The organism is Lysinibacillus sp. 38-6 (assembly GCF_046245175.1).
In the GTDB taxonomy this organism is placed as follows: Bacteria; Bacillota; Bacilli; order Bacillales_A; family Planococcaceae; genus Lysinibacillus.
In genome coordinates this window covers 2,916,853-2,935,674 of the sequence record NZ_CP176417.1, presented here as the reverse complement: position 1 = coordinate 2,935,674, position 18,822 = coordinate 2,916,853, and the positions used below count along the sequence as shown (strand labels likewise).

General features: G+C 38.0%; 15 protein-coding genes. 11 read left to right on the top strand and 4 right to left on the bottom strand.

The features are described 5' to 3' along the window. Positions 1-415 precede the first annotated feature (415 nt). Positions 416-1,282 (top strand): MurR/RpiR family transcriptional regulator, encoded by an 867-nt coding sequence (locus ACKVEV_RS15020; RefSeq protein WP_409367154.1) that lies wholly within the window; start codon positions 416-418, stop codon positions 1,280-1,282. A gap of 85 nt (positions 1,283-1,367) precedes the next feature. Here the strand turns inward: ACKVEV_RS15020 and ACKVEV_RS15015 are convergent, their stop codons facing one another. Continuing rightward, a complete protein-coding gene (locus tag ACKVEV_RS15015) occupies positions 1,368-2,174 on the bottom strand; it encodes a GNAT family N-acetyltransferase (RefSeq protein WP_409367153.1) in 807 nt (268 codons plus the stop codon). 321 nt (positions 2,175-2,495) lie between these two features. Here ACKVEV_RS15015 and ACKVEV_RS15010 point away from each other — a divergent pair, with 321 nt between their 5' ends. Further along, positions 2,496-3,422 (top strand): manganese-dependent inorganic pyrophosphatase, encoded by a 927-nt coding sequence (locus tag ACKVEV_RS15010; RefSeq protein WP_409367152.1) that lies wholly within the window; start codon positions 2,496-2,498, stop codon positions 3,420-3,422. 327 nt (positions 3,423-3,749) lie between these two features. Here ACKVEV_RS15010 and ACKVEV_RS15005 read toward each other — a convergent pair whose 3' ends face one another. Then, positions 3,750-5,129: an FAD-dependent oxidoreductase gene (locus ACKVEV_RS15005; RefSeq protein ID WP_409367151.1), complete on the bottom strand. Its 1,380-nt coding sequence runs from the start codon at positions 5,127-5,129 to the stop codon at positions 3,750-3,752. Positions 5,130-5,254: 125 nt separating this feature from the next. On the opposite strand from ACKVEV_RS15005, the gene ACKVEV_RS15000 reads away from it, so the two are divergent. The 3 genes from ACKVEV_RS15000 (at position 5,255) to ACKVEV_RS14990 (ending at position 9,527) form a co-directional block, all read left to right on the top strand. Continuing rightward, complete coding sequence (locus tag ACKVEV_RS15000; RefSeq protein WP_409367150.1) at positions 5,255-5,962, top strand: DsbA family protein; 708 nt, start codon at positions 5,255-5,257, stop codon at positions 5,960-5,962. A 272-nt stretch (positions 5,963-6,234) separates the two neighbouring features. Continuing rightward, positions 6,235-6,861 (top strand): FMN-dependent NADH-azoreductase, encoded by a 627-nt coding sequence (locus ACKVEV_RS14995; RefSeq protein ID WP_409367149.1) that lies wholly within the window; start codon positions 6,235-6,237, stop codon positions 6,859-6,861. Positions 6,862-7,166: 305 nt separating this feature from the next. Further along, positions 7,167-9,527, top strand: a complete 2,361-nt coding sequence (locus ACKVEV_RS14990) for a bifunctional 2',3'-cyclic-nucleotide 2'-phosphodiesterase/3'-nucleotidase (protein ID WP_409367148.1) — start codon at positions 7,167-7,169, stop codon at positions 9,525-9,527. A 30-nt stretch (positions 9,528-9,557) separates the two neighbouring features. Here the strand turns inward: ACKVEV_RS14990 and ACKVEV_RS14985 are convergent, their stop codons facing one another. Continuing rightward, positions 9,558-9,926 (bottom strand): DUF2500 domain-containing protein, encoded by a 369-nt coding sequence (locus ACKVEV_RS14985; RefSeq protein WP_409367147.1) that lies wholly within the window; start codon positions 9,924-9,926, stop codon positions 9,558-9,560. Positions 9,927-10,075: 149 nt separating this feature from the next. Next, on the bottom strand, positions 10,076-10,939 hold the full coding sequence (locus ACKVEV_RS14980; RefSeq protein ID WP_409367146.1) for a VOC family protein: 864 nt from the start codon (positions 10,937-10,939) through the stop codon (positions 10,076-10,078). A gap of 142 nt (positions 10,940-11,081) precedes the next feature. Here ACKVEV_RS14980 and ACKVEV_RS14975 point away from each other — a divergent pair, with 142 nt between their 5' ends. The 6 genes from ACKVEV_RS14975 (at position 11,082) to ACKVEV_RS14950 (ending at position 18,706) form a co-directional block, all read left to right on the top strand. Next, positions 11,082-11,387, top strand: coding sequence for a winged helix-turn-helix transcriptional regulator (locus ACKVEV_RS14975; protein WP_409367145.1), 306 nt, complete (start codon positions 11,082-11,084; stop codon positions 11,385-11,387). Between the two features lie 257 nt (positions 11,388-11,644). Next, a complete protein-coding gene (gene murB / locus ACKVEV_RS14970) occupies positions 11,645-12,559 on the top strand; it encodes a UDP-N-acetylmuramate dehydrogenase (RefSeq protein WP_409367144.1) in 915 nt (304 codons plus the stop codon). A 56-nt stretch (positions 12,560-12,615) separates the two neighbouring features. Then, positions 12,616-13,371, top strand: coding sequence for an exodeoxyribonuclease III (locus ACKVEV_RS14965; protein ID WP_409367143.1), 756 nt, complete (start codon positions 12,616-12,618; stop codon positions 13,369-13,371). A 208-nt stretch (positions 13,372-13,579) separates the two neighbouring features. Beyond that, positions 13,580-15,943: a penicillin acylase family protein gene (locus ACKVEV_RS14960; RefSeq protein WP_409367142.1), complete on the top strand. Its 2,364-nt coding sequence runs from the start codon at positions 13,580-13,582 to the stop codon at positions 15,941-15,943. Positions 15,944-16,230: 287 nt separating this feature from the next. Continuing rightward, a complete protein-coding gene (locus ACKVEV_RS14955) occupies positions 16,231-16,602 on the top strand; it encodes an ArsR/SmtB family transcription factor (protein WP_409367141.1) in 372 nt (123 codons plus the stop codon). Continuing rightward, positions 16,583-18,706: a heavy metal translocating P-type ATPase gene (locus tag ACKVEV_RS14950; RefSeq protein ID WP_409367140.1), complete on the top strand. Its 2,124-nt coding sequence runs from the start codon at positions 16,583-16,585 to the stop codon at positions 18,704-18,706. The genes ACKVEV_RS14955 and ACKVEV_RS14950 overlap by 20 nt, the downstream gene beginning before the upstream one ends. Positions 18,707-18,822 lie beyond the last annotated feature (116 nt).

Sequence of the window (18,822 nt, the reverse complement as noted above, 5' to 3'; positions counted from 1 at the left end):
ATAGCCAAAAGTGTTAGATTGAGTGTAATCAATCTAACACTTTTTTTATGTACCGTACTCGACGGAAGTCGATTTTAACTATGATTGCTATTTTAATTCTCCTTGAAAAAACACATAAAAATGATTTTTTGGTGATTTTTATACAAATATTTCTGAAATATGTTAAAATTTCAAATTAAACAACATTGATTAGTGATTTACGAACATAATAAAGATTATTTAGATATTGAAAATATTTTGTATTAATGTCATTTTATTACGAACTAGTGTATTAACGTATTAATGCATTGAAGATTTTTCTGAAAAGTCATTGTATTCAAATTGTAATCGTGATACTGTATTTTTAATCGAATTTAGAATCAGTAAAGAATAATCTCCATTCGTGATAATTTCTTTGAAAGAAAGGTTGTTAGGAATGAGTATAAATGAAAATATAAAGAAAAAATTTGTAAGATTGTCAAAAGGACAACGTAAAGTAGCACAATTTGTTATGAGTAATCCAACGGTTGTCATTGCCAATGGGGCGGCTGAAGTAGGAAGGCAGGCAAATGTGAGCGAATCTACTGTTATTCGTTTTTGTTATGCGATGGATTTATCAGGCTATGTCGAGCTACAAGAAGAAATTAGAAGTTATTTAAACTCTCAAGATGAGGAAGTTCCCCTTAAACCTACATTTACAACGAGCAAGCAGCGGACTTCGAGCTTCGGTAAGGTCATGCAACGTGATATGCAAAACATTCAAGATACTATCCATCTTATTAACGATAATATGCTTCAGAAAAGCGCCAAATGGATGCATGAAGCAGATACCATTTATATTTTAGGCGCACGTCAAGCTGTCTCCTTTGCTAATTGGTTATCGTACACGTTGAAAACATTACGAACAAATGTAAAGCAACTTCGTACAGATTCTGAAGATCTTGTCCAACAAATAAACAGTATGGGTGAACGGACGACGTTGATTGTCTTTTCGTGTGATAAGCATTCCAACGATGTAAAAGCAATTGTTGAAATAGCGAAAATGAAAAAGGTGAAAATTATAGCGATAACTGGTTCGGCTTTGTCACCAATTAGGGATTATGCAAGTGCAGTATTTGCCCTAGGCATGAAAAATCAATCCTCTTTAGATGTTGTACCAGTGTTATTTTCTTTTATGCATGCATTAATTGAGGAAATGATAAGCCAAGATAAAGAACGATATAATCAATATCAACAATCATATGAACAAGTAGAAAGTAATGTATTGTTCTTAGACATTGCAAGAGAGAAGCAAGTATTTTAATAAAATGTGGTGTGTAACTTGGGAGCGGGCGTTTAAAGAATTAAAAAAGATGTCCAAAATGTTTTAGACATCCTTGAAAAATGATTTATAAAATTTTATATAAGCTATATTCGGCTATAAAATTTTCATTTAATTTAATGGCATTAACGCGCGTTCCTTCATGTTGAAAACCATGTTTTTTAAATAATTGTAACGCAGCATCATTATGCTCCATCACTGATAATTCTAAGCGTGATATATCCCGTTGGCTAGCCCATTCTTCCGCTGCCTTCATAAGTGCTGAACCGATACCTTTTCGTTGGTGTTCTTCCTTAACGGCCATGTGGATGGATGCAACATGTTTGGCTTTCGAATGCTTATAGCCATGAATAACGGCATAGCCAGCAAAATTGCCATTTAAAATGCAAAGCAAAATCGTGCGGTTTTTTAATTGCTTCCAATAAGCAAGATTTTTTCTAAGCTGTTGAACTGTTAAATCTAACTCATTTTCTACATTATACAAAAAGTCAGTTTGCTGAAGGATTTCTTCTTGTAAAAGAATAAATGCTCTAGCATCTGATGCTTCAATCGCTCGGATTATGTACGCAGAAGTATTTTCGTTATTTTCAGAAATATTGTTTGTCGGTATTTTCTCTTGTGTACGAGAGAAAGTAACACTTGTACCTAATTTGACATCAATGACATAATAACCTGCATTTGTCCAAGATAAAAAATGCGTAAGCGGGGGCTTTGTTTTTTTCCACCAGCTCTTATTTAAATATGCAGCATTGGGTAAAGCTTGTCCCATAATATTTTCTAATGCGCTAAAGGATAAAGTTATCTCATTTTGCGAAGCCACGTCAAAATAGCTTGCTAAAGGAATATACTTTTTTTCCATCTTCTTTGTCATCATAATCCCCATTCCTGTAATTCCTAAAAATTTTGACTACATGATAATAGCATAAAATTATCGTTTCTTGTATAAAAATCACAACTATATATCTAGCTAAAATAAGGAAATTTATGTTTAGTATCATAATTTATAATAATTAATGGTAAATATTAGATAAACTGTTAAATGTATTGAAAATTATTTATTGTAGTATAGGTAGCGCCATTGAACAATTGTTTTATAGCACATCGCAAAATGAAAGTTTTACTTTATAGCATGTTCTTTCATAAATTGTGATAAAATAAATGAAAATGTAGAAGCCATTTAGGAGGAAAAGTATTAATGAGTAAAGTTTTAGTTTTTGGACATAAAAATCCAGATACAGATACAATTACATCTGCAATTGTATATGCCTATTTAAAACAACAAATTGGGGTAGATACTGAAGCAGTACGTCTTGGTGAAGTAAATAACGAAACAAAATATGCGCTAGAGAAATTCGGTTTTGAAGCACCTCGTCTTATTTCTTCTGTAGTAGGAGAAGCGGACAAAGTTATTCTAGTAGACCACAATGAATTCCAACAATCAGCTGATGGAATTGAAGAAGTACAAGTGACAGAGGTTATTGACCACCACCGTATTGCAAACTTCCAAACAGCAGACCCATTATACTATCGCGCGGAGCCAGTAGGTTGTACGGCAACGATTTTAAATAAAATTTTTAAAGAACACGATGTTGAAGTACCTTCGAATATTGCAGGTTTAATGTTATCTGCTATTATTTCAGATACATTATTGTTTAAATCGCCAACATGTACAGAACAAGATGTAAAAGCTGCAGCTGAGTTAGCGAAAATTGCAGGTGTTGATGCTGCTGACTATGGGCTAGCAATGCTAAAAGCAGGTGCGGATCTATCAGATAAATCATTAGAAGATCTTTTATCGTTAGATGCGAAAGAGTTCCAATTCGGTGAGTATAAATCAGTTGTTGCACAAGTGAATGCTGTTGATATTAACGACGTACTTGGCCGCCAAGAGGAATTAGAAATTTTGTTAAACAAACATGTTGCTGAAAATGGTTTAGATTTATTCTTCTTCGTTGTAACAGATATTTTAAACAATGATTCAACAGCTGTTGCTATTGGACAAGTTGCAGATGCTGCAGCAAAAGCTTTTGGTGCAGAGCTGACAAACAACCGTGTCGTATTACCAGGTGTTGTGTCTCGTAAAAAACAAATCGTGCCAGTGTTAACGGACGCATTAAAATAAGATAGGATATTGCCCAAACTTAAGAATGAAGATGGGTCATAACTTATGTAAGTAAAGTTAAAATAGAGTACTAGTTGGTGGTAGCGAAGGTGGCGACTCCTGCTCAGAACGCACAAAACGTAAGACGCAACAGGCGGCGCGACAGCGACGGTTGCGGCTTACTGTGCTGAGCGGAAAGCGCCCACCGTAGCGGACATCAACGGCAATGCAAAAAAGTGTTAGATTGATTGTAGTCAATCTAACACTTTTTCTTTTTATCCCAGCCTTCTGCAGTCTGAAATAGTATGCTGTTTTTGTTTTAATTGTGGTTTTGAGCTAGCAACCTTTTTAATCAAGCTTTAATGGCTGAACGGCTGGTCCTTCTAGCACTTCTCCCTGGGCATTAAAACGGGAGCCATGGCATGGGCAATCCCACGTTTCATCTGCTTCGTTCCATTTCGTTTTACATCCTAAATGCGTACAAGTTGGAGCATTGCCATTTTTAAGATAGCCTGCGACAAATTCCTTTGCTACAAAGCCACCAACCTTGAGCATTTGCATAAACTGTGCTCCAAATTTTGTTCGCGCTGGTGAATAGAGTGCGCTTGCCTTAGTGTCATTCGTCGTCTCTGTAATAAGCGAGGACAGTAAATCTCCGGCTACGAAGGAATTTGAAATTCCCCATTTACGGTATCCTGTTGCAATAAAAACATTTGATAAGGACGGTGTAATTCTACCGACATAAGGTACCATGTCAGGTGTTTCAATATCCTGTGCTGACCATCTATAAAGTGGCTCCTGTCCAAAGTGTACTTTCATTTCATTTTGAATGGCATCATAATAGGGCTCAGTATGCGCCGTTTCACCAGCGATATGATTAGCCCCACCGAGCAGCAAATAATGTTCATCATTAATTGTCGTCGTTCGAATAGAACGTGATGGGAAGTCCACTGATAAATATTGACCTTGTAGTGTTTCGGTTATTTTACTAGCGACCATATACGATCGATTATTTGAAAGTTTGAATAGTTGTAGCCCTTTAAAAGCTTCAATTGGATAATGCGTGCACAAAATGAGCTTGTTATATTGAACCGATATATTTTTTTCGGTATGTAAGTTATTTTGTGCAATTTGCAATTGCTGAACACGGGTATTCGCATACAGTTTAGCACCCATTGATAACGCTTCTTTGATAAGAAAATTACTAACCGTTACAGGATTTATTTGTGCCTGTTGGGATATGCTGAGCGCTTTCGTAACTGGGAAAGGGAGCTCCGTGTCGGAGGTGATGTTGGACTTAATATTTAATACTTTATAGGCATTCCACTCTTTTAATAATTGTGAGTAGCCCTCTTTTGTTTGACAATAAAGCAATGAATCCACTTGCCGAATCGACTCTTTAGGGAGCAACTGTAATGCTTTCTCTACAGCATGCTGATTTAATTGATAATAGAGCCGCGCTTCATCTACAGAAAGCTTTTCAATAAGATTGGCATAAACTAAGCCATGCTGCGCTGTTAATTTTCCTGTTGAATGACCTGTCGTACCATGACTAAGCTTGGCATTTGCCTCAAGTAGTACAACATCGACACCTGCTTTTGCTAAAACGTAGGCAGTGTATAGTCCAGTCAACCCTCCACCAATAATACAAACATCACATTTAGTTGAAGCCGTCAATGATGGTAATGAATCAGAGTCGGTCGTAGCAAGCCAAAGAGATTGTGTCATACAGAACCCTCGCATTGTTTTTATATGTAGTATGGAACTAGGTTTGAAAATTTATGCAATGAAGCAAATAAATTGATTCAACAGAGAGGCTATCGTTACAATGTAGCAAAGGGGCGTGATTATTTATGAAAATTGAAATTTGGTCAGATTATGTTTGTCCATTTTGCTATATTGGCAAAAAGCAATTAGAAAAGGCGATTCAGGACACAGGCTTTGCAGGACAGGTGGAACTTGTTTATAAAAGCTATCAACTAGACCCGACAACACCAGAAAATACGAATGTGTCGGTCTATGATTCCTTAGCTCAAAAATATAGTATGTCATTAGATAAAGCGAAAGAAATGACGCAAGGTGTGACAGCGCGCGCTAAAGAAGTAGGCTTACACTATAACTTCGATAACATGATGGCAGAAAACACATTAAAAGCGCATCGACTTGTTAAATGGGCGGAACAGCAAGGTGATGCTTCAGCACTTGTTGAAGCCTTGCTACATGGTTATTTTATCGATGGGAAACGCATTGGTCATAATGATGTGTTAGAGACAATCGCTGAGCAAGTAGGACTTAACCGTGAGGCTGTCGCACAGCTGCTTGCTAGTGACGATTTTAAAGCTGAGGTGGAAGAAGATATACAAGAAGGGCTTCAACTTGGTGTACGCGGTGTTCCCTTTTTTGTGCTAAATCGTAAATACGGTATTTCAGGTGCACAACCGCAAGAGGTGTTTGAAGATACTTTACGTAAAGTAGCACAAGAAGAAGGCTTGCAACCTGCTTTACAAATGGAAGGGTCGGGCGATGCAGGCGTTTGTACAGACGATAGCTGTAAATTTTAATGCTTCCGAGTAAAAGGCACTAAAATGCAGTGAAGCTTTAACCGTGGCTAACATGTTAATGCTCCAGCTGCTGTAACCAGTTTTTTAGAGTAGCATTTCGTGCATGCTCAAAAATTTGGCTACAGTTACGCTGGGGTATTTTTTCTTTATTTTCATCATTCAGTCAAAAGTCTGAGGTGAGGGCCGTTGACTTTTTATCGGTCTTTTATTATTATAAGTATATATCTTGAATTCGAGATATTAATCTAAGACATTTAAGGGAGATTTATATAATGAACGTATTAGTAGTAAAAGCTAACAACCGCCCAGACGGTATTTCAACAAAAATGTATGACACTTTCATGGAAAATGTAGAAGGTGTAAACGTATCAACTTTCGATGTGTATGCTGAAGATATGCCATACTTCGGTCAAGATCTTTTCAACGCTTTTGGTAAAGTTCAAAACGGTGAAGAATTATCTGATATCGAATCACGTATTTTAGCTGCAAAACAAAAAGCAATGGATGCATTCACTGCAGCAGATGTAGTGGTATTTGCTTTCCCATTATGGAACTTAACAATTCCAGCGACATTACAAACATTCATTGACTATGTATATCAAGCTGGTTTCACTTTCAAATATGATGAAAACGGTCAATTAGTTGGCTTAATGGGCGATAAAAAAGCTGTTATCTTAAACGCTCGTGGCGGATACTACTCAGCACCAGAAGCACAACCATTAGAAATGTCAGTAAACTACATTAAAAACGTAGTAGGTGGCGTATTCGGTATGGAAGTTATCGAAGAAGTTATCATCGAAGGTCATAACGCTACTCCAGACAAAGCAGAAGAAATTATTGCTAACGGCCTAGAAGCGGTTAAAAAAGTAGCGAAATCTCTTCAAGTAGTAACAGCTTAAGCAACTATTTTTTACTAAAAGTCCTCTCAATATTGGGAGGGCTTTTTTATTGGTTTTATAAAGGTACGGTAGAGGTATGAAGGTCTGACATATTGGTGCTATGCATTTATTAAGTATTTACATAAAATAACATACTATAAAAAGAAATGAGTGAGAAATAATAATAATATATGATTTGTTTAAAAAGTGTTTAGCTATTAGTTAAAAAGTACATACAATTAGGTCTAAGTATTCAGTGAAATTCATGATTAGTATAATATAATAGAAAACGTAGGAAAATATTATATTTATAGGGAGGTAATTGCTTGAATAAGAAATTATTAACTAAAATGCTAGCTGTATTACTTGTTCTATTTACTGTCTTACCATTTAACTTATCTGCACAGGCTGCATCTAACGATGTAACACGTGGGGATTATGTGAAGGAACTTGTAGAGAGCTTGAACGTTGAGCTTGGTGACGGGTCTTCACTTCGTTTTACCGATGTCCCTAAGGATTTAGCACCTTATGTGGAAAAAGCGGTAGAGCTTAAACTAATCAAAGGTAAATCAGCAACATTATTTGCTCCAAATGATAAATTAACGCGTCAACAAGCATTTGTTATTTCTGCGCGTGGCTTAGTAACAGACAATGCTTCACTTAGCGAATTAGACAAATTCAAGGATGCAGATCAAATTGCAAAGACGCATCAGCAAGATTTAGCAAATGCTGTAGCGGCAAATATTTTACAAGGGTACGAAGATAATACAATTCGTCCACGTGACTATGTGACGGCTGAGCAAATGCAAAGCATTATTGAACGTTTTGTAGCTGAATATCAAGTGCCTAGTAGTTCGACAACAGTAGATCTTCAAATTTTAGGTACAACAGATATTCATACTAACTTAGCAAACTATAATTATTATTTAGATGCAGAATCTGCTGATGTCGGATTAGCAAACACTGCTGCACTTATTGAACAAGCTCGTTCAGAAAATCCAAATACTTTACTATTTGATAATGGGGATTTAATTCAAGGTACACCACTTGGTTCTTATAAAGCGTTAGAAAATGTACTAAAGCCAGGTGAGGTTCATCCAGCGATAGCAGCTTTAAATGCGCTTAAATATGATGGTGGTACTTTAGGGAACCATGAGTTCAACTATGGTTTAGACTTTTTAACGGAAGTTTTAAATGATGCGCAATATCCAGTTGTGAATGCAAACACGTATGACGCGAAAACAAAAAAACATATGTATACACCATTTGTTTTAATCGATAAAGAGGTAGTGGACAATACAGGGAAAACACATACACTAAAAGTAGGTGTAACAGGTATTGTACCAACGAAGATCGTTGAATGGGATGCTATTCATCTAGAAGGTAAAGTTGAAATGCAAGAGCCTGTAGAGGCCATTAAAGAAGTTGTACCTGAAATGCAAAAAGCAGGTGCAGATGTTATCGTCGTGCTTTCTCATTCAGGTATCGGTGAAGATACGAATGTGCAAGGTGCTGAAAATGTAGGCTATCAAATTTCCGAAATCGAAGGAATTGATGCGTTAATTACAGGTCACTCGCATTTAACATTCCCAGGTGACTATAAAGACCTTAAAAATGTTGATCAAGAAAAAGGGACAATTAATGGTGTGCCTACTGTAATGGCAGGTAGCTATGGAAGTCACCTTGGCGTCATTGATTTAAAACTAGAGCAACAAGGTTCTAAATGGGTTGTGACAGATGGACAAGGTTCCATCCGTTCTATTAAACAAGAAGGCTTACAACCGTCGCAAACTGTCTTGAACGCTATTAAAGAAGCACATGAAGGTACATTAACGTACATTCGCCAAGCTGTTGGTGAAACGACTGCACCTATTCATAGCTATTTCTCAATGGTTCAAGATGATCCATCGATTCAAATCGTAACACAAGCACAAAAATGGTATATTGAAAAAGAACTAAAAGGGACGGCTGATGAAAACACACCAATTCTTTCTGCTGGTGCACCTTTCAAAGCAGGCTCACGCAATAACCCTGCGGACTTTACAAATATTCCTGTAGGGCCACTTGCTATTAAAAACATGGCGGATATCTATCATTACGATAACACTGTTGCAACAATTAAAGTAACAGGTGCACAAGCAATTGAATGGTTAGAAATGGCTGCTGGAATTTTCGCTACCATTGATCCGAAGAAAACAGAGGAACAAAACATTATCGATGCGGAAGCACGTTCATACAACTTTGACGTATTAGATGGCTTAACATATCAAATCGATGTAACATCACCGGCAAAGTACGATCGTCGTGGTAATTTAGTCGATGACAAAGCAAACCGTATTAAAAACGTACAATACAATGGCAAGCCAATTGATTTAGAGCAACAATTCATTATCATTACAAACAATTACCGTGTTGGTGGTTCATATGGTGCAACGTTTAAAAATGCGGAAGGCACAAACGTGACAAACTACGCTTATGAAAATCGTCAAGCAGTAATTGACTATATTATGGCGAACAAAACAATTAATCCTGCTGCGGATAACAACTGGTCATTTGTACCGTTCCCAGCGAATACAAAAGTTATTTACCATTCTGCAAAGGATGCCCAAAAAGTCATTCCAGCTGGTAGCAATATTGAGTACCTTGGTGACACAGAAGGCGGCTTTGGTAAATATTTAATTAAATAATACTGCTTATATAAAAAGAGAGCACGATGATTAATCGTAGCTCTCTTTTTTATGGCGTTCAAATGCTTTGAAGCGAGTACCTTGAAACGTTAATAGGCCAAAGTCATGTTCAGCTAGCTGCCCGTAGTTTCGCCCATCGAGTTTTAACTCTATACGATCCCCACTTTGCACTTCAAAAGTTACATAGTAGGAGGTATGAGCACTAGAGTTGCCTGAACCGCCTCGTGTGTCTGTCCGTTTTGTAACGATTTTGGCCGGCACTGTTAACTCAGGTGAATTATTATTTTTAGCCCATTGTCTAATACCGTTAAGTATAACGAAGGCAAAAGTACCGAAGACGATGAAAAAAATCATGGAAATAAAAAGGGAAACAAATGAAAATTCATCAAACCAAAACATTGTAGTCCTCCTATTCAGACTGCTGTTAAATAGCATTTTCGTAACAAATAATAGGGCAATTTCAACAGCATCTATACTCGAATGATAAATGAATACATGTATTGGTTCAATGAGTTTTTAACAAAAAAGGAAATTATTTATTGGAAAAATTAACGAACGTAAAAAATCATTTTGTCATCATTGAAATCTGAAATAACTAACTGTTCGTTGTCGAATGTAAATGGGATTTCCTTGTCTTTTAAATTAGATAGCAGCTTTTGTAATTCTTCCTGTGAAGAAAGAGATAATGTATAGCTAAGTAAACCGGTTGTTTGTTTTGGTGGTACTGGTGCACCGGCCCCTTGCCAGATGTTGACTGCAATATGATGATGATAGCCCCCAGCAGAAATGAATAGTGCGCTATCGTGGAAGTTAGTCATAATATCAAAACCAAGTGCATCTATATAGAAGTAAGTGGTTGCATCATTAATTACGCTCACATTTAAATGCATATGACCTAATACAGTGCCTTTAGGGAAACCTGTCCAAGGACGCTGACGGTCATATAATGCCATGACACCTTCTATATCCACTGCTTCTGTTGTCGTGACAAGTCCACCATGACCATCGCTAATCCACTCAGTACGAGGGCGATCATGGTAGATTTCGATACCGTTACCTTCAGGATCATTTAAGTAAAAGGCTTCTGAATAAATATGATCCCCGGCCCCTGTTATCGACACACCTGTATTCAATAAATTGCCGATTACATAAGCTAAATCTTCCCGTGAAGGAACTAAAATGGCAAAATGGAATAGACCAGTCGTACGAGCTGGACGAATTGTCACCCCATCATCAGTTGATAATATTAAAATAGGCTTTGTATTGCCTGGAATAGAAAATGTCACTTCGCTTGTACTTTGGCTAAGTACTTGGAGTCCAAGTTTTTTATAAAAATCAGTCATTGTCTCTAATGACTGTACAAGTAAATGTAGATGTTCAAGCTGTAATGTAGCATCAATTTTAAATGTCATAATGAATAAATCCTCCAACTTTTTAGTTACTTTTTGTAATTAAATATAAAATAGTAAACACATTACGTCAAGTAAATAAGTTACTTTTAATTTACTTTTTCTTACTAAGTCGTTACAATAGAATACATAAGAGGTGAAAAATATGAATGAGACAACTTTATGTCCTCGTTTAGCTAAGGCAATGGACTTAATTGGAAAACGCTGGACTGGGCTAATTTTATATCAGCTATTAGACGGATCACAGCGCTTTAATGAGATTGAATCAGCATTGCCTGTAAGTGGTCGTTTATTATCTGAACGTTTAAAGGAGCTTGAAAAAGAAGGGCTTGTTGAACGAAAAGTATATTCCGAGGTGCCCGTGCGAGTAGAATATTCTTTAACGGATAAAGGTCGAGCATTGGAAAGCGCTATTCGCAATATTGAGTCTTGGGCAACTAACTGGTTGTAACAATTGAACAGTTAAATTGTCAATGCGCTATTATATGAGAACTATTAAGTGGAAGCTCTATCTTTCATAGATAATATGTTGAACATATCGGGCAGTTATTAAGTCCTAAATGTTCCGCAAATTGCATGCTATAACTAAAGGGGACAATATACTGCCCGTTAATGCGCGAAAAATACCCTTCATTTTACTTGTCAAATCGAGGTTCTAAATCCATACTAGTGTAGAGTAAGAAGGACGTTAGAAAGGAATTAGCTCTCATGACAAAAGAACAATGGGCTGTGGATTTGGCACAACATATAAATCCGGCCAATATTAAGCTAGATGAATCTTTACAACAATATACAATGACAAAATTAGGTGGTAAAGCAGATGTATTTGTTCTCCCAGAAACAGAGGAAGAGGCAATTGCAGTTATTCGCTATGCACATTTAAATAATATTCCCTTATTAATGTTAGGGAATGGCTCAAACATGGTTGTCCGTGATGGAGGCATGCGCGGGATTGTGGTGACATTTGCTCATTTAGATGAAATTCATATCAATGGTGATCATGTCTATGCACAAAGCGGAGCACTAATTAAAGACGTATCAAAACTAGCCGCAGCTGCATCTCTAACCGGTTTTGAGTTTGCGTGTGGTATCCCAGGCTCCATTGGTGGAGCGATGGCGATGAATGCAGGAGCTTATGGTGGTGAAATAAAGGATATTATTATTTCTTCTAAAGTGTTAACGAAAGAAGGAAATATTTTAATTTTATCAAAAGAAGAGCTTGAATTAGGTTATCGTCAAAGCAGCATTGCGAAGAAAGGTTACTATGTACTCTCTTCTGAATTTCAATTAGCTCAAGGCGTGCAGGAAGAAATAGATGCAAAAATTGCTGATTTAACGTTTCAACGTGAATCGAAGCAACCATTAGAGTATCCTTCGGCAGGTAGTGTTTTTAAACGCCCGCCTGGACACTTTGCAGGCAAGCTTATTCAAGATAGCGGTCTACAAGGTAAGGGAGTCGGTGGTGCAGAAGTTTCCACAAAGCATGCAGGCTTTATTGTCAATAAAGGAAATGCAACGGCTACTGACTATATTGCAACAATCCAAATGGTACAACGAGTAGTAAAGGAAAAGTTTGATATCGATTTGGAAACAGAAGTGAAAATTGTCGGTGACGACCTATAAAAACAATGCCGCTCTTCGCTATTGGCGAAGGGCGTTTTTTTGAGGAGTGTGAGCAAATGAAGTTTATATCATGGAATGTTAATGGTATACGGGCTTGTGTAGGGAAAGGTTTTTTAGATTTTTTTAATAGTGTAGATGCAGATTTCTTCTGCGTTCAGGAAACGAAATGCCAAGCTGGGCAGGTTGAGCTTGCATTAGAAGGCTATGAGCAATATTGGAATTACGCGCTGAAGAAGGGATATTCAGGTACAGCCATTTTTACAAAGCATACCCCACTTTCCGTGCACTACGGTGTTGGCGAGGATGACTCGCAGGACGAGGGACGAATCATTACATTAGAATACGACAATTTTTACGTAGTAAATGTTTATACACCGAATGCGCAACGTGATTTAGCGAGATTATCTTTTCGATTAGACTGGGAGGATCGATTAGCATTGTATTTAAAAGAGCTAGACGCCAAAAAACCAGTTATTTATTGTGGGGATTTGAATGTAGCCCATACTGAAATTGATTTGAAAAATGCCAAATCGAATATTGGTAATTCTGGTTTTACATATGAAGAACGTGCTAAAATGTCTGATTTATTAGCAAGCGGCTTTGTAGATTCTTTCCGCTACAAGCATCCGGATGAGACGGATCATTTCACATGGTGGTCGTATATGAATAAAGTGCGTGAACGCAATATCGGATGGCGCATTGATTATTTCATTGTGTCTGAGCGATTAAAGGAGCAAATTGATGTGGCTACCATCCATCCGCAAATAATGGGTAGTGATCACTGTCCGATTGAACTACAACTAAATGTATAAATTGTGTGAGAATTGTGTGAGTGCCTGGCACTTACACAATTTGAAAAATCCACTACGCTTCTTACTTTGAGCATTCTAAGCAGAAGACGTCGTGGATTTTTTTTATAAGTGTGCCCCTGTAAGAATTCAGAATTGTGTGAGTGCCTGGCACCGAAAAAGGATTTGGACAGCTAAATCAAGAATATATTCTTAAAGAGGGGGTTGTAAGTTGAGAAAGTTTAAATGGAAAAAGTGGTTATTGGCAAGCGCTGGGGTGTTAGCTGTAATAGCCATAACAGCAGTTATTGTTTTTACGTGGTTTATGAATAAATCAAAACCGATTATTGATGGGGAGTTAGCTGTTAGTATTCTCGACAAAGATGTAACGGTGACAAGGGATGACAAAGGGGTGCCGCATATATTTGCTGAGACAGATGCGGATTTATATCGTGCACAAGGCTTTGTGCAGGCACAAGATCGACTGTTTCAAATGGATTTAGCTCGGAGGCAGGCGAGTGGTCGTTTGTCTGAAATTATTGGGGAGGCGACAATCAATACTGATAAGCATTTTCGTACCTTTAGTCTCCGCAATGCGGCTGAAAAATCATTAGCAGCTTATGATGCTGATAGCAAGCAAGTGCTTGAATGGTTTGCGGAGGGCGTCAATGCTTTTATTGACCAAGCGAAGAGTACGAATACATTAAGCTATGAATTTGCATTACTAGGTTACGAACCAGAACAATGGACGATTGTAGACTCTTTAACAATCGGCAAATATATGGCCTACGATTTAGGTGGCAATTGGAATACACTAGCTTTCCGTCATTGGGCTTTACAAAACTTCGATGAAGAAAAGGCGAAGGAATTGTTTATTACATATCCTGAAAATGCTTCATCGATTATTGAAGCAAATAAAAATAATCCTGTGTCTGTTGCAGGGCAATTTAATACGGAGCTATTACCAAACGAATTTAATGGCAGCAATAACTGGGTTGTATCTGGTGACAAAACAAAGTCAGGTAAGCCGATTTTAGCAGATGATCCGCACTTAGGATTAAGTACACCATCAATTTGGTATCAAATGCATTTGCAATCACCAGAACAAAATGTAAGTGGTGTTATATTTGCAGGAATTCCGGGCATAATTTTAGGCCATAACGAGGAAATTGCATGGGGTGTAACGAATGTAGGCCCTGATGTACAGGATTTATATATTGAAATTCCAAATCCAGATAATCCTACACAATTCCGTTATGACGGTGAGTGGGAACAAGCAGAGGTGCGAAAAGAACCGATAAAGGTAAAGGATGCTGAAACGGTAGATTTTGAGGTTATCGTCACAAAGCATGGTCCAATTATGACCGATTTAGTATTTAAGGAAACGGAGCCCTCTGCGGAGTTTTCAATGCAGTGGACAGCACTGCAACCAACTACTGAATTACGGGCAGTGCTTGGTTTTAATAAATCAAAATCGTGGGATGACTTTGAGCGGGCTTTAGAAGATTTTAAAGCACCGGCGCAAAACTTTGTCTTTGCATCAAAAGATGGCACGATCGCTTATAAAGCGAACGGCCAAATTCCGTTACGCAAACAAGGAGATGGGCAATTGCCGGTACCTGGTGATTCAAGTGACTATGGCTGGGAAGGTTTTATTCCTTGGGATGAGTTACCGACTGTTGTCAATCCAGAAGAAGGCTTTATTGCAACAGCAAATAATGAAGTGATAGGTGCAGAATATCCATATCATATTACGGATTTTTGGGCGCAACCTTACCGCTTTGAACGGATTAAGGAAGTGCTAGAAGCAAATGATTCCTTAACGGTTGAAGATATGATGAATCTCCAAATGGATCAACATAATTTATATGCACGAGAGTTTTTGCCGGATTTATTAACGTCTATTAAATCGATGGATAAGGATAAAAAGTATTCAGAAGTGATTGCATTGTTAGAGGATTGGAACATGGTTGATGCTAAAGAGTTAGGAGCCCCATTAGTATTCCATACGTTAATGCTGCAATTACAAGAAGTGTTGTTTAAAGAGCAAATGCCAGAAGATATGTATAACATGATGTATGGCAAGTTTAATATTACGGATCAGCTATTGCGTAAAACATATGCTGGCGAGACAAGTATTTGGATGGATGAGCAAGGTGGTGTAGATGCCGCTGTCTATAAGGCGTTTGAGCGCACTGTGGCACAAATTCAAGATCAGTTCGGGAAAACGGTATCGAAATGGCAATGGGGTGACTTCCATCAACTAACGTTTGATCATTCATTAGGTAGTGCTTCACCGATACTTGCCGCATACTTTAATGCGAAGAAAGTGCCGATTGGTGGCTCCAAAGTGACGGTGCAGGCTGCTGATAATGATTTGGCAGGCAACGTTAACCACGGGGCATCATGGCGGTTTGTTGCGGATGTAGGGGATTTAAGCTCAGCCTACCATATTGTTGGACCTGGTCAAAGCGGTCATGTCAAATCAGATTGGTATCAGGATCAAGTAATGGACTGGGCAAACGGTAACTATCATGAAACCTTTGTTCAAAAAGATGCGATTAAAGGCAAGACAGTAATATTACAAGCACAATAAAATAAAAATCAGCGCATGTTTTATGCGCTGATTTTTATTTTGAGTGCTATTTTGAGTGCCAGGCACGTAGCTAGCATAATATGTGCTCCTAAATCGTAAAAATCCACTGCGCTTTCCGCGGGCACGACGTAAGCCGCAGGAGTCTACGTGGATTTTTACTTGGTTAGTCAAACAATTTATTGTACTTGCGTGATAGTCATCCTATACATTCAAATGCCTGTTTGAATATGATGGAATATTATGTTATATTAAAAACAATCAAATGAACATTTGAATGAGGTGAGGAATTGACGAAAGAAGTATGCGATGTGACCCATGTTAATGAACAAGCGGTCACGAGAGTACAGCAGCAAATGCCAGACTTATCAGGTGTCGCCAAATTTTTAAAGGCATTATCTGATGAAACAAGACTCAAAATAGCGTATGCCTTAACAGTAGAGGATGAATTGTGTGTGTGTGATGTTGCGACAATCATTGGTTCATCTGTAGCGACAGCATCCCATCATTTACGTTATTTAAAAGACCATAGTTTAGCGAAATCGCATCGTAAGGGAAAGCAAATGTATTACGCTTTAGCCGACGAGCATGTATATCAAATTGTAACGATTGCCTATGAACATGCGAAAGAAGGGATTGCCAATGGCAGTGACACCAAGTAAGCAAGAGTATCGTCTGCAAAACTTATCCTGTGCGAGTTGTGCAGCTAAATTCGAAAAAAATGTTAGAGCAATTCCTGAAGTTCGAGATGCACAAGTGAACTTTGGGGCTTCTAAAATAATGATTGTCGGGGATGTTACTGTCGGTCAAATTGAAGAAGCAGGAGCGTTTGATGGCATAAAAGTTTCACAATCAGCGACAAAAGCTACTGAAAAAGCAATTCCTTTTTATAAGAAAACAGAGAATATATTAGCTAGTGTGTCGCTACTATTCGTTTTAGTTGGTTATTTATTCTCATCTGTTCGCGGAGAAGAAGATTTTTTATCAATTGGAATGTTTATTATTGCAATTATTGTTGGCGGGGTAAAGATTTTTAAAACAGGCTTCCGCAATCTTGCACGTTTTGAATTTGATATGAAAACGCTGATGACCATCGCAATAATTGGTGCTGCCATCATAGGAGAGTGGGAAGAAGCGGCTGTTGTTGTCTTTTTATTCGCAGTAAGTGAAGCCCTTGAAGCGTATTCTATGGATAAGGCACGACAATCGATTCGACAGTTGATGGATATCGCTCCGCCAACTGCGACTATAAAAAGAGCGCATGGTGAGCATTTCCACGAGATGGAGTTAGCAACAGAGCAGATTGAAATCGGCGATATTTTATTAGTGAAACCGGGACAAAAAATTGCCATGGATGGCATTGTGCTCGCTGGGTTATCTGCGGTCAATCAAGCAGCTATTACAGGGGAATCAATTCCAGTTAATAAAACAGTCGGTGATGAAGTATTTGCCGGAACATTGAATGAAGAAGGCGCGTTAGAGGTCCGTGTAACGAAACGTGTAGAGGACACGACGATTGCAAAGATTATTCATCTAGTTGAAGAAGCGCAAGCAGAAAAGGCACCATCACAACAATTTGTCGATCGCTTTGCAAAATATTATACGCCAATTATTATGCTCGTAGCGTTACTTGTTGCAATCATCCCACCTTTATTCGTAGGCGATTGGCAACATTGGATTTATCAAGGATTGGCTGTCCTTGTTGTCGGTTGCCCATGTGCGCTTGTTGTTTCTACACCAGTAGCAATCGTAACCGCCATCGGCAATGCTGCAAGACAAGGGGTCCTCATAAAAGGTGGTATTCATTTAGAGCAACTAGGTCATATCGATGCTGTTGCATTCGATAAAACAGGGACACTAACAAAAGGAACACCTGTTGTGACAGATATTTTCTCACAAGAGGATATAGCGGAAGAAGAACTGTTACAGTTGGTGGCTGCAGTTGAAAAACAATCACAACATCCATTAGCTAAAGCTATTTTAAAAACGTTACACGAAAAACAGCTGACAGAACTTGTACCTAAAGATTTTCAATCCGTAACAGGTAAAGGTGCTTATGCAACAGTCGATGGACAAAAGATTTATGTCGGTAGTATGAAATGGATTACAACATTAGCTACGGTTGATGACAGGATGACCGAACAGGTTCAAAAATTGCAGCTACAGGGTAAGACAGTAGTAGCGGCTGTTCGAAATGAGCACTTTATTGGAATCATAGCGATTGCGGACCAATTACGTGCTGAAAGTAAAGAGGTTCTGCAAAAGTTAAGTGCTTTAAAGGTAAAGCATACTGTGATGCTAACAGGAGATGCTAAATCGACAGCTGAAGCAATTGCCTCAACTTTAAGAATGAGCGATGTGAGAGCAGGATTACTGCCCGCTGAAAAATTAGCTGCTATTAAAGCATTGCGCACGAAATACGGAGCAGTTGCCATGGTTGGAGACGGTGTCAATGATGCGCCGGCATTAGCCTCTGCTAATGTAGGTATTGCCATGGGTGGTGCGGGTACAGATGCTGCACTCGAGACGGCAGATATTGCACTAATGGGCGATGATTTGACGAAATTACCGTATACCATTGCATTGAGCAGAAAAACATTACGAATAATTAAGGAAAATATTATTTTTGCACTAGCTTTAAAATGTATTGCGCTATTACTTGTCATTCCAGGGTGGTTAACATTATGGATTGCCATTTTTGCAGATATGGGTGCAACATTACTTGTTGTTTTCAATTCTTTAAGGCTTATTAAAACAAAAAAATAATAGGTATAACGGATTGCTTCGGTCTATTGAATGGGTATTTACTCACTTCAATATTAATTAATGAAAGTTGTATAGATGCTACTAGCGATTCTTGAAAACAGCTAAAATTCACGCTA

What these genes read in the sequence shown, in the direction of transcription:
- ACKVEV_RS15010 (WP_409367152.1), top strand. Translation starts at nt 2,496, where the DNA reads ATGAGTAAAGTTTTAGTTTTTGGACATAAAAATCCAGATACAGATACA.
- ACKVEV_RS14950 (WP_409367140.1), top strand. Translation starts at nt 16,583, where the DNA reads ATGGCAGTGACACCAAGTAAGCAAGAGTATCGTCTGCAAAACTTATCC.
- ACKVEV_RS15005 (WP_409367151.1), bottom strand. Translation starts at nt 5,129, where the DNA reads ATGACACAATCTCTTTGGCTTGCTACGACCGACTCTGATTCATTACCA.
- murB (WP_409367144.1), top strand. Translation starts at nt 11,645, where the DNA reads ATGACAAAAGAACAATGGGCTGTGGATTTGGCACAACATATAAATCCG.
- ACKVEV_RS14975 (WP_409367145.1), top strand. Translation starts at nt 11,082, where the DNA reads ATGAATGAGACAACTTTATGTCCTCGTTTAGCTAAGGCAATGGACTTA.
- ACKVEV_RS14965 (WP_409367143.1), top strand. Translation starts at nt 12,616, where the DNA reads ATGAAGTTTATATCATGGAATGTTAATGGTATACGGGCTTGTGTAGGG.
- ACKVEV_RS15000 (WP_409367150.1), top strand. Translation starts at nt 5,255, where the DNA reads ATGAAAATTGAAATTTGGTCAGATTATGTTTGTCCATTTTGCTATATT.
- ACKVEV_RS14985 (WP_409367147.1), bottom strand. Translation starts at nt 9,926, where the DNA reads ATGTTTTGGTTTGATGAATTTTCATTTGTTTCCCTTTTTATTTCCATG.
- ACKVEV_RS15015 (WP_409367153.1), bottom strand. Translation starts at nt 2,174, where the DNA reads ATGATGACAAAGAAGATGGAAAAAAAGTATATTCCTTTAGCAAGCTAT.
- ACKVEV_RS14995 (WP_409367149.1), top strand. Translation starts at nt 6,235, where the DNA reads ATGAACGTATTAGTAGTAAAAGCTAACAACCGCCCAGACGGTATTTCA.
- ACKVEV_RS14980 (WP_409367146.1), bottom strand. Translation starts at nt 10,939, where the DNA reads ATGACATTTAAAATTGATGCTACATTACAGCTTGAACATCTACATTTA.
- ACKVEV_RS15020 (WP_409367154.1), top strand. Translation starts at nt 416, where the DNA reads ATGAGTATAAATGAAAATATAAAGAAAAAATTTGTAAGATTGTCAAAA.